General features: G+C 30.0%; 19 protein-coding genes and 1 other RNA gene. 4 read left to right on the top strand and 16 right to left on the bottom strand.

Annotation, left to right across the window (positions count from 1 at the left end; genetic code table 11):
* Position 1 precedes the first annotated feature (1 nt).
* The 4 genes from ortB to B3086_RS17255 all read right to left on the bottom strand — a co-directional run bounded on the left by ortB (position 2) and on the right by B3086_RS17255 (position 4,501).
* A complete protein-coding gene (gene ortB / locus B3086_RS17270; protein WP_346893983.1) occupies positions 2-1,414 on the bottom strand; it encodes a 2-amino-4-oxopentanoate thiolase subunit OrtB in 1,413 nt (470 codons plus the stop codon).
* Between the two features lie 24 nt (positions 1,415-1,438).
* Positions 1,439-1,735, bottom strand: coding sequence for a 2-amino-4-oxopentanoate thiolase subunit OrtA (gene ortA / locus B3086_RS17265; RefSeq protein WP_346893981.1), 297 nt, complete (start codon positions 1,733-1,735; stop codon positions 1,439-1,441).
* 37 nt (positions 1,736-1,772) lie between these two features.
* Positions 1,773-2,819, bottom strand: a complete 1,047-nt coding sequence (gene ord, locus B3086_RS17260) for a 2,4-diaminopentanoate dehydrogenase (protein ID WP_346877804.1) — start codon at positions 2,817-2,819, stop codon at positions 1,773-1,775.
* Between the two features lie 323 nt (positions 2,820-3,142).
* Positions 3,143-4,501: a sigma-54 interaction domain-containing protein gene (locus tag B3086_RS17255; RefSeq protein WP_346893979.1), complete on the bottom strand. Its 1,359-nt coding sequence runs from the start codon at positions 4,499-4,501 to the stop codon at positions 3,143-3,145.
* A gap of 237 nt (positions 4,502-4,738) precedes the next feature.
* Between B3086_RS17255 and B3086_RS17250 the strand changes: the two genes are divergently transcribed.
* Positions 4,739-5,506 carry a threonine/serine exporter family protein gene (locus tag B3086_RS17250; protein WP_035134500.1) on the top strand — a complete coding sequence of 256 codons (768 nt, stop codon included), beginning with the start codon at positions 4,739-4,741 and terminating at the stop codon, positions 5,504-5,506.
* A 1-nt stretch (position 5,507) separates the two neighbouring features.
* Positions 5,508-5,969 (top strand): threonine/serine exporter family protein, encoded by a 462-nt coding sequence (locus B3086_RS17245; RefSeq protein ID WP_346848669.1) that lies wholly within the window; start codon positions 5,508-5,510, stop codon positions 5,967-5,969.
* 56 nt (positions 5,970-6,025) lie between these two features.
* On the opposite strand, the gene B3086_RS17240 is transcribed toward B3086_RS17245, so the two are convergent.
* The 6 genes from B3086_RS17240 to B3086_RS17215 all read right to left on the bottom strand — a co-directional run bounded on the left by B3086_RS17240 (position 6,026) and on the right by B3086_RS17215 (position 9,946).
* On the bottom strand, positions 6,026-6,532 hold the full coding sequence (locus B3086_RS17240) for a hypothetical protein (protein WP_346879554.1): 507 nt from the start codon (positions 6,530-6,532) through the stop codon (positions 6,026-6,028).
* Positions 6,511-8,037, bottom strand: a complete 1,527-nt coding sequence (locus tag B3086_RS17235; protein WP_346877801.1) for a TrkH family potassium uptake protein — start codon at positions 8,035-8,037, stop codon at positions 6,511-6,513. The genes B3086_RS17240 and B3086_RS17235 overlap by 22 nt, the downstream gene beginning before the upstream one ends.
* Positions 8,038-8,114: 77 nt before the next feature.
* Positions 8,115-8,804: a TrkA family potassium uptake protein gene (locus B3086_RS17230; protein WP_346848666.1), complete on the bottom strand. Its 690-nt coding sequence runs from the start codon at positions 8,802-8,804 to the stop codon at positions 8,115-8,117.
* Positions 8,789-9,196, bottom strand: coding sequence for an NAD-binding protein (locus B3086_RS17225; protein WP_051824143.1), 408 nt, complete (start codon positions 9,194-9,196; stop codon positions 8,789-8,791). The genes B3086_RS17230 and B3086_RS17225 overlap by 16 nt, the downstream gene beginning before the upstream one ends.
* Positions 9,197-9,198: 2 nt before the next feature.
* Positions 9,199-9,564: an NAD-binding protein gene (locus B3086_RS17220; RefSeq protein WP_346877799.1), complete on the bottom strand. Its 366-nt coding sequence runs from the start codon at positions 9,562-9,564 to the stop codon at positions 9,199-9,201.
* Position 9,565: 1 nt separating this feature from the next.
* Positions 9,566-9,946, bottom strand: coding sequence for a hypothetical protein (locus B3086_RS17215; protein WP_346848664.1), 381 nt, complete (start codon positions 9,944-9,946; stop codon positions 9,566-9,568).
* 196 nt (positions 9,947-10,142) lie between these two features.
* On the opposite strand from B3086_RS17215, the gene B3086_RS17210 reads away from it, so the two are divergent.
* Positions 10,143-11,972 carry a sensor histidine kinase gene (locus B3086_RS17210; protein ID WP_346848663.1) on the top strand — a complete coding sequence of 610 codons (1,830 nt, stop codon included), beginning with the start codon at positions 10,143-10,145 and terminating at the stop codon, positions 11,970-11,972.
* Between the two features lie 8 nt (positions 11,973-11,980).
* On the top strand, positions 11,981-12,556 hold the full coding sequence (locus tag B3086_RS17205; RefSeq protein WP_346848662.1) for a response regulator: 576 nt from the start codon (positions 11,981-11,983) through the stop codon (positions 12,554-12,556).
* Positions 12,557-12,793: 237 nt separating this feature from the next.
* On the opposite strand, the gene ssrS is transcribed toward B3086_RS17205, so the two are convergent.
* The 6 genes from ssrS to B3086_RS17175 all read right to left on the bottom strand — a co-directional run bounded on the left by ssrS (position 12,794) and on the right by B3086_RS17175 (position 19,777).
* A non-coding RNA gene (ssrS, locus tag B3086_RS17200) (6S RNA) lies at positions 12,794-12,973 on the bottom strand.
* A 141-nt stretch (positions 12,974-13,114) separates the two neighbouring features.
* A complete protein-coding gene (gene aspS / locus B3086_RS17195) occupies positions 13,115-14,899 on the bottom strand; it encodes an aspartate--tRNA ligase (protein WP_346848661.1) in 1,785 nt (594 codons plus the stop codon).
* A 93-nt stretch (positions 14,900-14,992) separates the two neighbouring features.
* Complete coding sequence (locus B3086_RS17190) at positions 14,993-16,441, bottom strand: coproporphyrinogen III oxidase (RefSeq protein ID WP_346848660.1); 1,449 nt, start codon at positions 16,439-16,441, stop codon at positions 14,993-14,995.
* 60 nt (positions 16,442-16,501) lie between these two features.
* The gene (locus B3086_RS17185) at positions 16,502-17,104 is read right to left on the bottom strand and encodes an MBL fold metallo-hydrolase (protein ID WP_346848659.1); all 603 of its coding nucleotides are present in this window, start codon (positions 17,102-17,104) and stop codon (positions 16,502-16,504) included.
* 36 nt (positions 17,105-17,140) lie between these two features.
* A complete protein-coding gene (gene dtd, locus B3086_RS17180) occupies positions 17,141-17,590 on the bottom strand; it encodes a D-aminoacyl-tRNA deacylase (RefSeq protein WP_346848658.1) in 450 nt (149 codons plus the stop codon).
* Positions 17,591-17,605: 15 nt separating this feature from the next.
* Positions 17,606-19,777: a bifunctional (p)ppGpp synthetase/guanosine-3',5'-bis(diphosphate) 3'-pyrophosphohydrolase gene (locus tag B3086_RS17175; protein WP_346848657.1), complete on the bottom strand. Its 2,172-nt coding sequence runs from the start codon at positions 19,775-19,777 to the stop codon at positions 17,606-17,608.
* Positions 19,778-19,781 lie beyond the last annotated feature (4 nt).

Below are 19,781 nucleotides of genomic sequence, written 5' to 3'. Positions count from 1 at the left end.
CCTATTTCACATTAACCCCAAATTCTTTAAGAATATCTATTACTGTTTCTTTTCTAAGTTTTGTTTCTTCACATAAGAAATCTAAATCTACCTGTCCAATTTCTTTTTCTTTTAAAAGCTTTACTGTGTTTTTAATTAATGATTTTCTATAATCGTCTAGCTCTTTATTATCTACTTGTAAATAAGATGGATCCTCTGGAAGTATAATATTTTCTCCTGGAACTTCATCCATTGGATTACCTCTAAGCACTTTAATTCCATTTTCCTTTGCAAAGGTTAATTGTGGAACTATATGCTTTCCAGCACCAGTATACTCGGTCTCCTGAACTACTAAAATTGCATCATCCTCCATCTCTTGAGCTATGACAAAGGCTGCTGCTAAAGAAGTATTTCCAGCTGGTCCTCTTTCAAGTCCTTCAAGCTGTGCTAAAAGCTCAGTCATGTAGAAAACTTCCCCTTGTGGCAAGGTTACATATCTATCTAAATATCTTAGAGGTCTTGCTGCACTTCTTGGTACGTCACTTCTATCTGGCCATACCATGAATGGAATACCAAATCCAGTGTGTCCAGTAGTGAAGGATTTTCTATTAAAGGCTTTATCACTTGCCATGTGAAGACCTTGTAAATTTACAGAAGCTCCAATAACTTTTGTATTATTTGCTCCTGCCTTTATAAGTCCTCTTGCAGTACCAGTAACATTTCCACCACCTGCATGGGTAATTACTACTGCTTCTGGATCCTTTCCAAATCGTTCTCTACATTCTGTAGCTATCTCATAACCTAAAGTTTCAACTCCAGCTATTCCATAAGCAGAATATAAAGATGCATTATAAAAACCTGTTTCTTCTAAAGTCTCTAGATAGGTGTAGAATAATTCTGGTCCTACTGTTAATTGTAAAACTTCAGCCCCTAACCATTCACATTTTCTGCCCTTCTCAAGAATCTCTGGTTGTCCTACTTTTTTAGAGTCATAACATTCTTGAACTATGGTACATTTTAATCCCTTCATAGCTGCTTGGGATGCTACTGCTGCCCCATAGTTTCCAGAAGTAGCTGATGCTACACCCTTATAGCCTCTTTCCTTAGCATCATACACAGATACAGATGCTCTTCTATCTTTAAAACTTCCAGATGGATTACAGCTTTCATCTTTAACAAATATCCTAGCTGCTTTTCCAGTCTTTGATACCTTTCTTGCCAAGGCAGTAATATTTCTTAATTCTAAGAGAGGTGTATTTCCAACTCCCACTTCTCGTTGAATTTTCATAATATCACTTAGGGAATATCCTATATCTCTCATCATTGCTTCATAATCAAAAGCTATACTTCCCTTTTCATATTTATCAAAATCCATTCCTACAGACTTAATCATAATTTGATTTTTTCTGCTCATAACCTCTTCATACTTATTCATATCAATCACCTACTTTCTGTATAACTATTTATTGAAAATCATTTCCTTAGCTTGTTTTCCAATATAGGCTATTTCACTTACATAGCTACCAAAATTATGAGAATATGAAGGTTCTACCACCTTAGCTATACCTCTCATAGTTCTTCCAATAGTTGTAGTGATTTCAACTTCATCACCCAGCTCACAATCTGAATTTACAAAACCCCTAACCCACATTTTAAGTGGAGTTTCCTTTGTATCGGCTGGAATTGCTGGTGATCTATCCTCACATTGTAATACCACTGTTTCTATTTCAATAAATGTGTCCTTCTTAATCAACACCTTCACCTCCTAAGTAAATTTCTATAATTAAATAACTTTATCTATCTATGAAATTTCTAAAGTCTCCCATTATAGCCCTTGGTACTGGTAAATCTATCATAGTTTTTAATCCTGGATTTGCATTAATTACATGTGGAATCATATTAACGCACATAGCAATTGTTCCAAGTCCTCCATCAACCTCTGGCTTAATTGACATATTAACTTCTGGTGTACCTTTTATTGTGATATAATCTCCAGTAAATGTACCTTCCATCTCAGGTTCTATTTGTTGTGGATGAATCATATCTATTTTTACCTCTCCATCAACATATCCTTGACCTGTCATATTAACACCTGCAACATCTCCAGCAGCTGCAAATCCATAAGGTGACTTTCTATCTACAGTAGTTACTATTGGAGCCATTTGTTGTTCAAATTTATCAACTTTCCAGCCCATAGAATCAGCTATCATATTTACAGATTCTATAAATCCAACATGCCCAGCTAAACTTCCGTCCTTAACTCCTGCATTAAAATCTTCAACCTTCATCCCAACTCCTTGTTCTTCCATAACAGCTGGTCCAAATGGTGATAAACTATTTACTCTCTTCGCTTCAACATGAGTTACTTCAGTCATACAACCTGTTAAACATACAACAAGTAAATCCATGATTAATCCTGGATTTATACCTGTTCCAAGAATTGTAACTCCATTTTCCTTTGCAATTCTATTTAACTCTGCAGCTAGTTCAGGATTTTTAGCTTGAGGATAAGACATTTCTTCTGCTGTAGAAATAACATTTATTTTCTTTTCAAGTACAGATTTCAACTTTGGAAAAGCATTTTTTGTGAAAGAATCTGTTGCACATAAACAAATATCACAGCATTTTTCTGTTAACACTTCATCTATGTTAGCTTTTATTATTACATCTTCCCTATCTCCTCTTTCTACTCCCAAAACTTGAAAAATACTTTTTCCGGCTCTAGCAGGGTGCATATCACAAACCCCTATTATGTCTACACCTTTTTTAGTTAATAGCATTTTTGCCATTCCACTTCCCATAGCTCCAAAGCCCCAAATTGCTACCTTAACATTTTCCATTGTAAAATCCCCCTCATGATTAAATTATTTTTATAAATTCTATATTTTACTAGAGCAATTTGCATGCCAAAGAAAATACATTATTTAGATGCTTTCATAACTTTAAATAGGTTAAATGTATATAATTTCATCACTTTTTAAAATTTACCGCAAAAAATTTTTCTATATTTACTTAGGTTCTATCCACTTAAAAAGCGTATGCAAAATTATTTGCATACGCTTTGCCGAATTTTAGGCATACATATTTCTAAATCTTTTTAATATTTAATTTATTCTTTTTATTAACATATTGTTTATATTATATCCTCATAAAAAATAGTTAACTAAAGTAATTTATATTTTTTAAGTTTATATTGAAGATTTTGTCTTGATATTTTTAATTCCTCTGAAGTTTTTGTTATGTTTTTATTGTTCTTTTTATAGCTTTTTTCTATTATATTTTTTTCAAGACTATCTATATATTCATTTAAAGGGATATCTCCTCTAAATCCATCTTCTGAAGTTACTTCTACTACAGAATTAATCTTATTACCAAAGCACTCCTTTGTTAATATTTCTCCATCTTCAACCATGTTCATAGCACTTTCTATATTATTCTTAAGTTCTCTTACGTTTCCAGGCCAACTATAGTTTAAAAATCCCTCCATAACATCTTCACTAATTCCTTTTACATTTCTATATAGAATACCATTATAATAGTTTATAAAAAAATCACATAACTGGCTTATATCTTCTTTACGTTCTCTAAGTGGTGGTATCATTACTTTAATTACACTCAATCTATAATAAAAATCTTTTCTAAGCTTTCCTTCTCTTATAAGTTTGTCTGCTTCCTCATTTATTGTTGCTATAATCCTTACATCTACATCAATAATCTTATTACTTCCTAGTGGTCTGATATATCCATCTTGGAGTACTCTTAATAATTTTGATTGCAAATAGGGATCCATAGAATTTATTTCATCAAGTAGAATAGTACCTCTATGAGCTTCTTCAAAAAGCCCTTTTTTATTTTCTGCTCCTGTAAAACTACCTTTAACCGTTCCAAAGAGCATTCCCTCTAACAGTGCACTTGGTATTGCTGCACAGTTAATAGCTATAAAGGGCTTGTCTCTTCTTATTCCTTCATAATGTATACCTTGTGCAAATAGTTCCTTACCGCATCCAGTTTCTCCATATATGAGTACTGAAGAATTAGATATACTAGCTCTTTTACTTTTTAAAATTTCTTCATTTAATACCTTACTACTTCCTATAATATCATTAAAGGTATAATAATTTTTCTTTGATTTACTTTTATTTTCTAACTGACATATAGTTTCATTTAATTTCTTTATTTGTGTCATATCTCTAGCTATCTCAATTACTGCTTCAACTTTTCCGTCTACCATTACTGGAATAGTAGAGTTTATACTGGTTATTATCTTACCTGCTCCATTACTATAGTTTTGTAAAGTATCTCTATAGGTGTGTCCACTTTTTAAACTTCCTAATATAGTTGAGTGTTCTATATCTCTAAGATACTCTTGAATTTCCTTTCCCATTACATCTTCACTTTTCATGCCTTCTATGTTTTCCATGGCATGATTATAATAGATGGTCTTTCCTTTACTATCAACTATGTGAATTCCTTCTTTTAAGTTACTAATTAGACTTTCTAATAATATATTTACATTATCCATAAAATCCCCCTTAGCTATCTCTTTAATTGACCCTAAACTTGAAAACAATATCATATTGAAAGTTGCCCTTGATTATTGTAACCTTATAATATTTGCCTATATAATAAATTTAACACAATATTGTAATATAATAAATTTATTATTCTAACAATTATACATTATCTTGTTTTTTGTTCTATAATATCTTTGATGAATGCTAATAATAAGATATTGTTAATATAACAAAGGAGTACCATTATGATTACTGATAATATAGTAAACTTGGCTGCAGAGGCCGGAAAAATAATGCTTGAAAATGGTGGTGAAACCTACAGAGTTGAACAAACAATAAATATGATATGTAAGTCTTATGGCATAGATAATGCGGAAAGCTTTGTATCTCCTACAGCAATAATCACCTCTACTATGGATGAAAACGGTAGGAATAGTACCATAATTAAGAGAATTACTTCTAGAGCCACAGATTTAGAAAAAGTAGCTTTAATTAATAACTTATCTCGACAAATACAAAGTCATCCTTTAACTTTAGATGAACTTAGAAAAGAATTGAAATATATACGCAGCTTTCCCAAATATTCTAACAGCATAAAAACTTTTTTTGCTGGAGTAACTACTGGTACATTTACCTTACTTTTTGGTGGTAGCTTTAGTGACTTCATTATAGCCTTTGGTGTAGGAATTTTAATTAATTTATTATCTTCTATGTTATCTCGTTTAAGCGTTAATGAATTTTTCATTAATGTGGCAGGTGGTGCGTTAGCCGCTATAATTGGACTTTTCTTCTCTTACATAAATCCCATATTTCATAAAGATGAAATAATTATTGGTTCAATTATGTTACTTGTTCCAGGCTTAGTTATAACTAACGCTATTCGTGATACCATAGCTGGAGATTTACTTTCAGGCCTTTCAAGAACTCTGGAAGCTATTATGATAGCTGGAGCCATTGCTATTGGAGCTGCTTTTAGTTTCAAAATATGGATGTCTATTATAGGAGGGATGTAAAATGTTTTTGCAAGTTATATATGCATTTATTGTTTCCTTAGGTTTTGGAGTTCTCTTTAATGTAAGGGATAAAAACTTGTTCTTTGCAGCCCTTGGAGGTGCCGTTGGATGGTTTTTTTACAGCCTTACTATGAACTTATCTGACTCTAGCATCTTAGCTATGCTTATAGCATCTATAAGCATCAGTATCTATGCTGAAATCTTCTCTAGAGTTTTAAAAAATCCTGTAACATTATTTTTAGTTTGCTCTCTTATTCCCTTAGTTCCTGGAAGTGGAATGTATTATACAGTTTTTGAAGCAGTTGAAGGTAATGTATTTGGTTCCTTAAATAATGGAATCGAAACTCTTTCTTTAGCAGGAGTTATAGCTGTTGGAATTATTTTAGTATCTACCTTGAGTAGATTGATGCAAAAATTAAAAATCAGAAGAAATCAACGTAAACTAGGAAATGTTGAGGAATAACAAAAGAGAAAAAACACATATAAACTGATGTGGTTTTTCTCTTTTATTACTCATACTTAATTCTTACTATTTTTTCTAATTACTTCATAAGTCTTCATTGTTCCATAGATTACAAAAGGCATCAGTACGATAGTTAAAATTATCTTATGTTTGTTAATGTCATGAGTCCTTTCATAACCATCTGAAACTATTTGTATTGAATCACAGTGAATATCCATATCACCACCATGTTCTTTGCAGGCTCTATTGAAAACCCCAGTAATTCTTACTGAATCTCCAATCTTATGATAATTTCCATAAGATTTAATCATTTCCCCATCTGTAGTTTTTAAATAAATACCTATGGCAGAGGTTCCATCATTTATATTAACAAATGAATATTTGCCCCTTTCTAAAAGTTCACCAATAGCCTCACCTTGAATATTTATAATTTTAGAGTCATATTCCCAACCGTTATCAATAAGCTCACTTACAGAAGTTATAGCCTCACTAGCTAATACTGGAAATGAAGAAAAAATCGCTGTAATAATTACAATTAACATTATTTTTTGTATCTTACACATAACTTTTTAATTCCTCCTATAAAATACCCTATTAATGCAAATACTGAAATAAACTCTAATCTCCCTAGATACATAATAATGATATAACAAATCTTTAGTGGTATAGGCATGGTTATAGAAGTTACACCTATAGATAATCCAACATTTCCAGATATAGAAGCTGCCTCAAAAGCTGATTCTACAAGTGAGTAGCCATAATATGTTCCAAGTAACGTTGCAAAAATAAACATAGCAATATAACAAAGTATTATAAGCATTGATGATTTTACTAAATCATTATCTAAAATTATATCCTTAATGTGATGAACTTTTGTAGTTAAAATCTTTCTATCAGAACTAAGAACTCTTTTTATATCTGCAATTATTCCCTTAAAGATAATCCCCATCCTTAGTCCCTTAAATCCACCGGCTGTTGAACATGCACTTCCTCCAATAAGCATTGCAATTGTCATAATAAAAATTGCAAAATCTCCCCATTCAAATAATAGCTGCCTAGCATAAAGGTTGCCAAATCCAGTGGTGGTATGTGCAGATAAGAGCTGATAAGCACCCTTTCTAAATAGAGAAACTGCATCTGTGTATACTCCTGTCTTTGATAAGAACATAACTAATAATCCTGCAAGAATAAAAGAAGTTATAAAAAAGCTTTGTGTTTCAACATTTTTGAAAATTTCCTTTCTCTTACCCTTTATAACTGCAAAATGAAGACCAAAATTTAATGAACCAATGATGAACAATACCATTGTAATTAATTCATATGAAAAACTATGATAATACAATATATTTTGAGACATTGGAGCAAATCCACCTGTACTCCAACTTGACGCAAATATAAATAGTCCATGCATAAATGAATTAGATGGTGATAACCCTATGAATAAACCATTAATTGTAAGTGCCACTGTACCAATTACTAAATATATTATACTAATTTTCCAAATGGCCTTGGTAGTTCCTTTAATATTAGGTAAAAGCCCAATATCTTTTCCTTCACCTACATACATCTTATATCCACCAGAAAAATTTTTAATTAGTATTGATAAAGCTAATACAACCATGCCCTGCCCACCTACAAATGTTAGTATATGTCTCCACATATTAAGTCCAAGGGACATATGATCTAGATCTTGCATAAGAAATACTCCAGTTGTAGTAAATCCACTCATCACATCGAAACAAGCATCTATATAAGATTTTGCATGTCCACTAAAAACATAGGGAAGGGCACATAAAAGCATTAGAATCAGCCATGAATATGATGCAATTATAAGACCGTGTTTCCATTCAATTTTGTTATTTTCTTTTTCGTCTTTTCCCGAAAAAATCAGTGAAAAGGCTATAGATAATCCAATAAATAGAGCAAGAATAAAATCTACAAGCGAACTCCACTCCTTATAAAAAACAGTTACGAAGATAGGTATAATCATTAATGAAATTGTTCCCAATATAATTATTCCAACATAATAATTTATGACTTTAAAGTCCTTTAAATATTTTTCACTCATTTAATCACCCTAAAAAACTCAAAATAAAAATTACTATTATATACATAGCTACAACTAGGATTTCAAATAATATTCCCTTAAAATAATCCGAATTTCTTACCATTACTACCATCTCCATAAATAGATTTTCTTAATTTATGAGATACACTGGTATTTGTTATCAATACAACAGTGTCCTCAAGTAAGATCTTTGTATGTCCCCTAGGATAAATAATCTCGTTGTTTCTTAAAATAGAAACTATTATACTATCATTTGGTAAAATTAAGCTTTTAATCTCCATATCTCTCCAGTGGGAATTTTTATCTATATAAGCTTCAATTATTACCATTTCTCCTCTATCTAAAGTTTTTACAATTTTAAAATTATCCTCTACAAGTTCATTTTCAATTAAAGTTGAAATAACTTCTGTACTACAAACAGTAGATGTTATACCTAATTTACTAAATAACTGTCTATTTTTAGGATTATTAATTCTTGCAATAGCACTTTTAATAGAGAAATTACGCTTGCTCATTTGGCAGATAATTAAATTTTCCTCATCTTTACCTGTAACTGCTGCAACAATAGTATTTGTTCCTTCTATAGCCTCTGATAATTCTTCTAAATTTGAACCATCACCACATATTACTTCAATATCTAGTTCATTAGATATTTTCTTACATATATCATAATTCTTTTCTATCAAAGTTATTAAACACCCAATGTTTAAGAGGTTTTTTATTAAGTAATACCCAACTTTACCTCCACCAATTACAACTGCTCGCATTTTATATCCTCCTTAATATTTCTAACAGCTAGTTTTATCGGATTAATTGTTCTAATGCCTAAGGAATTATAAATGTGGCCCCTATCATCATTAAATACTCTTCCAATTACAGTTGGAACCTTATAAATATTCTGTGCTATTTCACATGCAACAATATTTATATTATCGTTTTGAGTCAAAGCAAGTAGCACATCAGCTTCCTCAATACCTGCTTCTTCTAGTAAGTCAATATCAATTTCAACCCCATTTAATATCCTTCCATTAAACCCTGAACCTAGTTTATTCGTTTTCTCCTCATCCCTATCTATTACACATATATCATGGGATGTTTCAGCTAAATCTGCAGCTAATTTGCTTCCCATCTTGCCACATCCAATAATAATAATATACATATTTAAATTGCTCCTTTTTCTAAAAATTTATATAAAGTTTCTTTTGCATAACAATTAAAATCTATTACATCAAAAACTCCAATTGAAGCAAAAACATCTTTATTGTTTGAATTGTTAATTAATGTAATAACCTTTTTAGTTTCATAAAAAGTTTTACAAACCTTTGAAATATAGAAATTAAACTGATCTTTAGGTGTGATAATCACCACCACATCTGCTCTCTTTAATAAGTAATTATTAAATATATCGGAAGACGCGGGCGAAAGTTCTTGTGGTGAAATTACATTTGAGAAATCTAAGCTTAAACCTTCTAAACTTTCCTTATATCGATTAATGAATTTACTTTCACTTATAACAACAACAAACAAATTAAATTACCTCCTTACCTAATGGCTCAAAGAAATCTTGAAGATATAAATTTTTATTACCGTTGTTAGATATCTTTTCTAATGCTCTAAAATTATAAACAACTTGTACATTATCTAAAAATTTCAAATTATCTTCAATCATTAAATTTAAATAATCATCTTCTGTTATTATAAAAACATGTGATAACATTGCTTTCGATGACTTATCTAGTATCTGTTTCATATCAGTTATATTGACTTGATAATAATAAAGAAATTTATTCTTTATTTTAATTTCTTCTGGTGATTTATCATCAATCAAAAATACAATTTTTTCTTTACAAATAAGTGATTTAATTAAGTTGATACTTGAGTTATTGTAACCTATAATTAAGTTATACATAATACTACCTTCCTACGTAATTTTTACTACCTACTAATTCTAATCTTATTAGATATAAATATCAAAGTAAGCTAAAAGTACTATTAACAATTATCCATACTTCAGAAATTGGAGTTTTAAAATTAGCTTAATTAATCTTAGCTTTGCTATATTTTACTTTGCTTTACTATAAGAATTAACTTAAGGAGGAAAAACTATGGTTAAAACCTTAAATGGAAAACTATCACTTATTTATATTGTTATAATCCTAGCAATGTCATTGCTAGGATTAGTTTCAGTTAGAAATTTAATTACAATTTCAAATGATATAGATGGACTTTTAACTAACAATTATAAAAGTATTCAATCTGTTGAAAATATGAAAGATGCACTTTATAATCAACAACAGAGCTTATTTCTTTACATATCTGGCGATAAAAAAGAAGGCCTCGCTGAATATTCTAAAAATAACTCTTTATTTTTAGATAACTTTTACTTTGAAAAAAATAATATAACTGAAGATGGAGAAATGGAATATGTAAATAGTCTTGATACTTACTATCTTGAATATAGCCAGAATTTTTTTACCTTATCTGAAATCATTCAAAATAATGGTAAAGTATCAGGGTATAATTTTTTCTTCAATGAAATTAAAATTAATTATGATACAATTGTAAAGACTCTAGATAATATAAGTAGTCTAAATGAAACTATGATGATTAATTCAAAAACTAGAGTTGAAAATAAAACTAAAATTATAATAAATGCAACAATACTTTTTACTTTAGCTTCAATATTAATTTCATTTTTCTTATCAAGACATCTTCTTAAAAAGATATTATACCCATTAAATAATATCATTGATGCTATTAAAGATATAAAAACTAACTCTGCATATAAAGAATTGGAAATAACAACAAAAGATGAACTAGGAGAATTAGCAAATCAATTTAACTTAATGGCAAAAAGAATTGAAAGTTTTGAAAAAAGCACACTAGGTCAAATATTAAAAGAAAGAAATAATTCAAACTCCATATTAAGAAGCATAGATTCTCCAATGGTAGTTATTGATAAAGATTATAAAGTTACCATGGTTAACGAAAATTTTATTGATGCCTTTGATATTAGCGATGAAAAACCAGAAGGACGATATTTAACTCATTTGGTTAATGATAGAAGTTTTTTTTCAGTTATCTATGATATAACATTAAATAACTGTCAATGGGATTTTTTGAATATTATCACTCTAAAAAACAAAAATGGAGATATACTCTATTACAATATATCAATTAAAGAAATTAAAGAGGAAGATCTTCAAGTTGGCTATGTAATTTTATTAAAGGATGTAACACACTTAAAAGAAATAGAGCAAACTAGTAAGGATTTCTTTGCAACAATTTCACACGAATTTAAAACTCCATTAACTTCAATTATGATTGGTACAGGTCTACTAGAAAGTAGTAAATTAGGAGATTTAAGTTACGAACAAAGAAAAATATTAACCACTATTAAGGAAGATGGCGAAAGATTAAACTTACTTGTTTCAAATATGCTTTTATTATCGAAACTGGAATCTTCAACTGAGATTTATAATAAAGAGTATAATTCCATTGAGGATTTGATAAAAGCCTCAGTCTCTAGTAACAAAGGTATCGCAAATTATAGTGGAATTATTCTTGAATACAATGTAGATATAAATGTAAAACCGTTATCCTGTGACGGTGAAAAATTAGTATGGGTACTTAATAATTTAATAATAAATGCCATTAGACACTGCAAGGATGGCGATTTAATTTCTATACGAGGATTCTTAAAAGATAATAAATTAAATATAACTGTAACTGATACTGGTGTTGGAATTTTAAAGGATAATACTACAAAAATATTTGATAAATATACTCAATTAACTAATAAAGACATTAAAAATAATTCTGGTCTTGGTCTCTGGATATGTAAAGACATAATAGCTGCTCACAATGGTGAAATAACATGTGAAAGTGATTTAGGTGAAGGGGCAACATTTACAATTATTATTCCATATAATTAGGAGGTACTATGAAAAAAGCACTTGTAGTTGATGATACTAAAAATATAAGAAAATTATTAAAAACATCATTAGAACTAAATGAATACATTGTCACTGAAGCTCTAAATGGATTAGAGGCATTAGAAATATTATCTAGAGAACCCTTTGATTTAATCTTTTTAGATATTAAAATGCCAACATTAAGTGGCACTGAAGTATTGAAAAGAATTCGGGAAGATGGAATATTTTCTACGGTAATAATTATGACAGCTTTCCCAACAGTTAAAAATGCTGTTGATTGTACTAAATTGGGAGCTGTTGAATATTTACTTAAGCCATTTACTACAGACAAAATTAATTCACTAATCTATAGATTAAATAATCTTACTGAAGACACAAAAATTCTTGAAAATATAATAAAAGGAGTATCAAAGTTAATGTATCTAAAAAAATATGACGATTCAATACTTCTATTAAATAAAGCATTATCTATAGATGCAACTAATTCTAATATATATAAACTTCTTTCGGAATGTTATGAAGGTCTAGGTGATAACGCTAATAGAGATAAATTTTTAAATTGCTATACCACCTTTAAGAAGTAGTTGCTATAAAATCACAATACTTAGGTATTTAATAACTATTATGCAAATTCGCTATAATTATGTAGTTAGTTTAATTTATATGTATACTCTTTTATTCAATAGACTTATAATTTTTTACCTATTCTATTATTTATATTCCCTCTAGTGTTTCACTTTCTTCTTAACTTTTTTAATAATATCTATGGATGTAAAAAAAAGAGTAAATACAAAGTATTTACTCTTTAATATTAAAACTATTGATACCCACCGTGCCGTATTAATGATGTATTTGAACCCTGTCTACCAGGGGTGGAATCGCCTCACTACTTCTGGTACCAACTATAAAATAGTCAGTCAACACTCCATAATGAGAACATCAGCCACAACGTTTAAATGTTGGCTCAACATAAACCATTTCCACGCACACAGCAGAATATTCTTTAGTATTATTATATAGCAATTGTAATTAAATTGCAATTGTAAAATAAATATTAATCACTAAGTATCAATAGTTTTATAAAGTTATTATGTCCATATAACTTATTATTATTCTCTATAATAATAAAATCTTCTATTAAATTATTTTTCTACTTTACTTACTTCTATTCCTAAGTCAATTAATTGCTTTTTATCAACTACATTAGGTGCTTCACTCATTGGGCAATAAGCATTTTGATTTTTAGGGAAGGTAATAACGTCTTTTATGTTATCAGTTCCTGCAAGGAACATTACCATTCTATCTAAACCATATGCAAGTCCGCCATGTGGTGGTGGTCCATATTTGAATGCCTCTAATAAGAATCCAAATCTTTCCCATGCACTTTCATCAGTAAAGCCTAGAAGATTAAATATTCTTTGTTGAAGGTTTGTATCATGAATTCTTATACTTCCTCCACCAAGTTCTTCTCCATTTAATACTATATCATAAGCCTTAGCACGAGCTCTTCCTGGATTTGTTTCTAGAAGTTGTAAATCTTCATCCATAGGTGCTGTGAATGGATGGTGAAGAGCTACGAATCTCTTCTCTTCTTCGTCATATTCAAACATTGGGAATTCAGTAATCCATACAAAGTTAAATTCTTTGTTTCCTTCTAAGATTCCAAGTTCCTTAGCAAGTTCTAATCTTAAAGCTCCAAGAGATTGAAGTACTACACTATCAATATCTGCAACTATTAAAACTAAATCTCCTACTTCTGCTCCAGCAGCATTTAATAATTTAGCCATATCTTCTTCTGAGAAGAATTTAGCTATTGGAGATTTTATTTCTCCTTCTTTATAAGCTATCCAAGCAAGACCTTTTGCTTTATAAGTTTTAACAAACTCACCTAGTTTATCAATTTTCTTTCTACCCATGTCTGCACAGTTTTTAGCTACAATAGCTCTTACTGAACCACCATTTTCAATGGCTCCTTTAAACACAGCAAAATCTGTACCTCTTACTGCTTCAGTAATATTTTGTATCTCCATACCAAATCTTAAATCTGGCTTGTCACTACCATATTTATTCATAGCTTCTGCATAAGGCATTCTCTTTATTGGAAGTTGTACATCTACATCTATAACTTCTTTAAATACTCTTTTTAAAAGACCTTCATTTAAGGCTATGATATCCTCCATTTCAACAAAGCTCATCTCTAAATCTATTTGCGTAAATTCTGGTTGTCTATTAGCTCTTAAATCTTCATCTCTAAAACATTTAACAATTTGAAAATACTTGTCATATCCAGAAACCATTAATAATTGTTTAAATATTTGTGGAGATTGAGGTAATGCATAAAACATTCCTGGGTAATTTCTACTAGGCACTAAGTAATCTCTAGCTCCTTCTGGAGTGCTCTTAGTAAGCATTGGTGTTTCCATTTCTAAGAATCCATTTTCATCTAGATAATCTCTTACTACTTTTCCAGCTTTATGTCTAATCATTAATATTTTTTGCATATCTGGTCTTCTAAGATCTAAATATCTATATTTTAGTCTTATGTTTTCACCAGCATCTAAGTTTTCTTTAATATATATAGGTGGAGTTTCTGATTCTGAAAGTATTTTAATACTTTCCCCTTTAAGCTCTACCATTCCTGTTGGTAAATTTTTATTAGGAGATTCTCTTTTTATAACCTCTCCAGTAACAGCTATGCAGTACTCAGATTTAACTAAATCAGCTTTTTCAAAGGCTTCTTTATTTATTTCTTCACCAAATACAACTTGTAACAATCCAGTTCTGTCTCTTAAATCTACAAAAACTAAACTTCCTAAATTTCTTTTTCTTTGGACCCAACCCATAACAGTGATTTTTTCAGAGATATTTGATTCTCTTACTTCACCACACATAATGGTTCTTTTAAGTCCATTAAGTGATTCTCCCATTTAAATTCCTCCTATTTACTTATTAAGTCTAAAATATATTATAATATCATTACCCAAATGAATATTTCTTTAAAACCTATGTACATAATTGTTTTAATATAGAGTATTGAGTAATTCTATCTTTCTAGCTATCATCTCGTCTATTCTACTATTATACTCTTTTACATCCTTAACATTTGCAAATCTCTCTATTCGATTCTCATCTAGGAAAACAACCTTTGAAACTCCATCTGCTCCAAGAGCAATAATAGTTTGCTTTTCCTCTATCATCTGAATATTATATATACATATTTTTCCATCTCTACAATAGCCTACATTCTCCATGTTACCTACCATATTTTTTTGTCTATACATATAATACGGTTTCATATTTAAATCTAAAGAAAGATTTTTTGTAGCTTCATACATAGCATTTAACTCATGTTGATTAGGAATAGTAAACTTTCCCTTATTAACTAGATTTTCATGTAGTCTAGAGCCTCTTTTAATAGACATACCATGTATAGTTATGCTATCTGGATTTAGTTTAAGTATTTCTTCGCAACTTCTATTTATATGACTTAGCTCTTCTCCTGGGAGACCAACTATCATATCCATATTTATATTATCAAAGCCTAGACTTCGTGCTAGATTAAAGCAGTTTTCTACATCCTTACTACTATGATTTCTACCAATGTTTTTTAAAGTATCATCATTCATACTTTGAGGATTTATACTAATCCTATGAACCTTATATTTTTTCATAGATTGAAGTTTTCTTTCTGTTATACTATCTACTCTTCCACATTCTACAGTAAATTCTTTAACACCCTTACCTTCAACAAAGCACTTATATATCTTATTCATTATATCTTCAAATTCTTCATCATTTACAGAAGTAGGAGTACCTCCTCCAAAATAGACACTTTCAATAGTTAAATTCTTTTCAGATACATATTTACTTATAGCTTTTATTTCCTTGGTAATAGCATTAAGATAGTCTTTAACTAAAGCTGACTTTCCCCCTATAGGATTTGAGGTAAAAGAACAATAAACACATCTAGTTGGACAAAAGGGCATACCCACATATATACTTATAGTATCTTTATCTTTGTTAACTACACTTTTTTCGTACTTAGCTACATCAATACAAAGTTTTGTCTTCTCCTTGCTAGTTTCATGTCTATCCTTAAATTCTTTTATTACCTCCTCTTCACTATATCCTTTTTCTAAAAGATCTAGTGCTTTTTTAGAAGGCCTTATCCCAACTAAAGTTCCCCATGGAAGAACTTTGCCAGTAATATTTCTAAGATATATGAATAAGGACTTTTTAACTTCCTCAGAAAGCTTATAATTTCTATTAATTTCATAATTAAAGAATCCTTCTGTTCCTCCAATTATAATACTTCCCGTTTCTTCATCTATATCTATAGATAAGTCAAATTCCTCATTTACAAATTCTATATTAATAAAACTATAAAATAGATTTATCATAAGAAAGACATCATATCTAAAATTCATATTGCTTAGCTTTACTTTTATAGACTTCATATCCTTTATCATATTTATCAAATCCTTATTTCAAATTACCTTCTTATAACCCAATATACAGTTTAATTTTACCTATAGAAATGGGTTTTCCATTCTTTCTTGGCCTATGGTACTACTTGGTCCATGACCTGGGTGAACTGCCACACTATCACTAAGAGGCATTAAATTATTTTTTATACTTGTTATAAGCTCATTGTGGTCTCCACCAGCTAAATCACTTCTGCCAACAGATCCCTTGAATAGAGTATCTCCAGTAAACACATTTCCATCTACTAAAAGACTTATTCCTCCTGGTGTATGTCCTGGTGTTGCTAAAACTTCTATTTTATAATTACCAAATTTTAATATATCACCATGTTTTAATAAAAGGTCTGCTCCACCTTCAATAAGTGGTCCATAATACATTATATTATTTAAAATCATATCATTATCTTCTTTAGCCATAGCTACAGTTGCTCCTGTTTCAGCCTTTAATCCATCTACCCCTGTAGTATGATCAAAGTGACCATGGGTTAATATGATATATTTAACCTTAGCTTCTAGTTGATTAAGAGCTTTACATACATCATCTATATCTCCACCCGGGTCTAAAACTACAGCTTCCTTTGTTTCTTCATCAAATAATATATAACAGTTGGCAGCATAAACTCCTGCCATCATTCTTTTTATAATCATAGTATCACCTCAAAATGCCATATATTTCTTAAAATTTTAAAAATCCTTCTTACTCTCTAATAAAAGTGTTACTGGTCCATCATTTATAATTTCAACCTTCATATCAGCTCCGAATTCCCCTGTTTGAAGATTAGGTATTTCTTTTTTAAAGGCTTCAACTAGCTCATTATATAATTCTCTAGCAACATCTCCACCTTGTGCCTTCATAAAATCAGGTCTCTTTCCCTTTCTACAATCACCATATAGAGTAAATTGAGATATTATTAATAGCTCCCCCTCTATATCTTGAAGTGAAAAGTTCATTCTCTCATCTTCATCTTCAAAAATTCTCATTCCAAGAACTTTTCTTACTATATAATCTATATCTTCTTTAGTATCTTCCTTACTTATTCCCACAAGTAAGTTAATTCCTTTTCCTATTTCACTAATAACTTTATTATCTACTTCAACCTTTGAAGATTTAACTCTTTGTACTACAGCTCTCATATTAAGCACTCCTTTTTACTGTTTCTTTCTATAGACATCCTTAACATCCTTGATTTTCTTAAGTTTAGTTTGAATATCCTTTAAATGCTCTATACTAGAAATATTTATTTTTAGGCTTACAACTGCTATATTTTTTTTATTTGTTACAGCACTTATTGATAAAATATTAGCTTTTACAAGCCCTAGTATCTCTATAATATCTGTAAGAAGACCTAATCTATCCTCAGCTATTACTTCTATGTCAGCAATATATTTATCTTTATTTTCTTTTCCCCAAGCCACTTCAACTATTTTGTGACTTTCTTTTTCCTGTAAGTTAATTACATTCTTACAGTCACTTCTATGAATAGATACACCCTTGCCTCTTGTAATATATCCAATAATATCATCTCCATATACAGGACTACAACATTTTGCAAATCTTACTTGAATATTAGACATATCCTTAACTGTAACTCCAGAATAAGTATTATTCTTTTGTTTTTTACTTTTTTCCTCATGAATTAGCCTTAATTCCTCAAGTTTTAACTGCTTAGAGTTCTCTTTATCATAAGCATCCTTTAGCTTGCTTATCATATTATTAGGGTTTATGTCTCCAATGCCTACACCATGGTATAAATCATCCATGTTCTTTAGGTTATATCTTCTAATAATCTTCTCAATAATGTCCTCATTAATTACTTGAGAAAATATACAATTTTGCTTCTTACACTCTTTATCTACTAATTCTTTTCCCTTTGCTATGGTCTCTTCTCTATTTGCCTTTTTAAACCAAAGTTTAATTTTACTCCTTGCTTGATTACTCTTAACTATATTAAGCCAATCTATGCTAGGTCCTTTTGAATTAGTAGCTGTAATTACCTCTACAATTTCCCCTGTTCTGAGCTTATAATCTAGAGGTACTATCTTCCCATTTACCTTACCTCCAACACACTTATGACCTACTGCAGTATGGATAGCATAGGCAAAGTCTATAGGTGTAGAGTCATTTGGTAAATTTATAACATCACCCTTTGGAGTAAAAACAAATACTTCATCTGAAAATAAATCTATCTTAAAGCCTTCCATAAATTCTTCAGCGTCAGAAGTCTCTCCTTGCCATTCTAGCATTTCTCTAAGCCAATATAGCTTTGAATCTAGAGATTTATCCTCATCTTGAACACTTTCTTTATATTTCCAGTGAGCTGCAATACCATATTCAGCAGTTCTGTGCATTTCAAAGGTTCTAATTTGTATTTCAAAGGGTTTTCCGAAAGGTCCTATTACCGTTGAATGAAGTGACTGATACATATTAGGTTTAGGCATAGCAATATAGTCCTTAAATCTACCTGGTATAGGCTTATACATAGTATGTACTATTCCCAATGCAGCATAGCAATTTCCAATATCATCTACTAATATCCTCACTGCTGTAAGATCAAATATTTGATCTATGGTTTTACTACTTTTTATCATTTTTCTATAAATACTATAGAAGTGCTTTGGTCTACCTTCTATTTCTGCTGTAATTCCACCCATATTAAGATTTAATTTAAGTTGTGATATGATATGACTTATTTGCTCTTCTCTTTCATTTCTCTTATCTGAAATCAGCTTTACTAAGTCATAATATTCTGTTGGATTTAAGTATCTTAATGCTAAATCCTCTAGCTCCCACTTTATTTTTGATATACCTAATCTATGAGCTAATGGCGCATATATATCTAGAGTTTCCTTAGCCTTTTCCTTTTGTTTATTCTCTGGCATGTATTTTAACGTTCTCAAGTTATGTAATCTATCAGCCAATTTTATAAGTATTACTCTTATATCCTTAGCCATCGCAAGAAGCATTTTTCTAACATTATCTGCTTGTTGTTCTTCTTTTGACTTATATTTTATTTTACCTAGCTTAGATACCCCTTCTACTAAATCTGCCACTTCTATAGAAAAGATGTTACAAACATCTTCATATGTATATTCTGTATCTTCAATTACATCATGTAAAAGACCTGCCACTATGGTAGAGGTATCAAGTCCTAGTTCAGCCAAAATACAAGCTACTTCTAAAGGATGAATAATATAAGGCTCTCCTGACTCTCTTTTTTGTTCTTTATGGGCATTTACAGAAAATTCATAGGCCTTATTTACAAAATTGATATCTACATTGTGACAATTACTATTAATTTTTTCTATCAATTTATCAATCATTGTA

Origin of the sequence: Clostridium sp. UBA871 (genome assembly GCF_002295255.1) — a bacterium.
Classification (GTDB): Bacteria; Bacillota; Clostridia; order Clostridiales; family Clostridiaceae; genus Clostridium_J; species Clostridium_J sulfidigenes.
This window is presented reverse-complemented; position numbering and strand designations above follow the sequence as displayed.

Coding starts and splice junctions, on each gene's coding strand:
- ortB (WP_346893983.1), bottom strand. CDS start 1,414: ATGAATAAGTATGAAGAGGTTATGAGCAGAAAAAATCAAATTATGATT.
- B3086_RS17215 (WP_346848664.1), bottom strand. CDS start 9,946: ATGTATAACTTAATTATAGGTTACAATAACTCAAGTATCAACTTAATT.
- dtd (WP_346848658.1), bottom strand. CDS start 17,590: ATGAGAGCTGTAGTACAAAGAGTTAAATCTTCAAAGGTTGAAGTAGAT.
- B3086_RS17250 (WP_035134500.1), top strand. CDS start 4,739: ATGATTACTGATAATATAGTAAACTTGGCTGCAGAGGCCGGAAAAATA.
- B3086_RS17185 (WP_346848659.1), bottom strand. CDS start 17,104: ATGATTATAAAAAGAATGATGGCAGGAGTTTATGCTGCCAACTGTTAT.
- B3086_RS17190 (WP_346848660.1), bottom strand. CDS start 16,441: ATGATAAAGGATATGAAGTCTATAAAAGTAAAGCTAAGCAATATGAAT.
- B3086_RS17225 (WP_051824143.1), bottom strand. CDS start 9,196: ATGTATATTATTATTATTGGATGTGGCAAGATGGGAAGCAAATTAGCT.
- B3086_RS17245 (WP_346848669.1), top strand. CDS start 5,508: ATGTTTTTGCAAGTTATATATGCATTTATTGTTTCCTTAGGTTTTGGA.
- ord (WP_346877804.1), bottom strand. CDS start 2,819: ATGGAAAATGTTAAGGTAGCAATTTGGGGCTTTGGAGCTATGGGAAGT.
- B3086_RS17230 (WP_346848666.1), bottom strand. CDS start 8,804: ATGCGAGCAGTTGTAATTGGTGGAGGTAAAGTTGGGTATTACTTAATA.
- B3086_RS17255 (WP_346893979.1), bottom strand. CDS start 4,501: ATGGATAATGTAAATATATTATTAGAAAGTCTAATTAGTAACTTAAAA.
- aspS (WP_346848661.1), bottom strand. CDS start 14,899: ATGGGAGAATCACTTAATGGACTTAAAAGAACCATTATGTGTGGTGAA.
- B3086_RS17235 (WP_346877801.1), bottom strand. CDS start 8,037: ATGAGTGAAAAATATTTAAAGGACTTTAAAGTCATAAATTATTATGTT.
- B3086_RS17175 (WP_346848657.1), bottom strand. CDS start 19,777: ATGATTGATAAATTGATAGAAAAAATTAATAGTAATTGTCACAATGTA.
- B3086_RS17205 (WP_346848662.1), top strand. CDS start 11,981: ATGAAAAAAGCACTTGTAGTTGATGATACTAAAAATATAAGAAAATTA.
- B3086_RS17210 (WP_346848663.1), top strand. CDS start 10,143: ATGGTTAAAACCTTAAATGGAAAACTATCACTTATTTATATTGTTATA.
- B3086_RS17240 (WP_346879554.1), bottom strand. CDS start 6,532: ATGTGTAAGATACAAAAAATAATGTTAATTGTAATTATTACAGCGATT.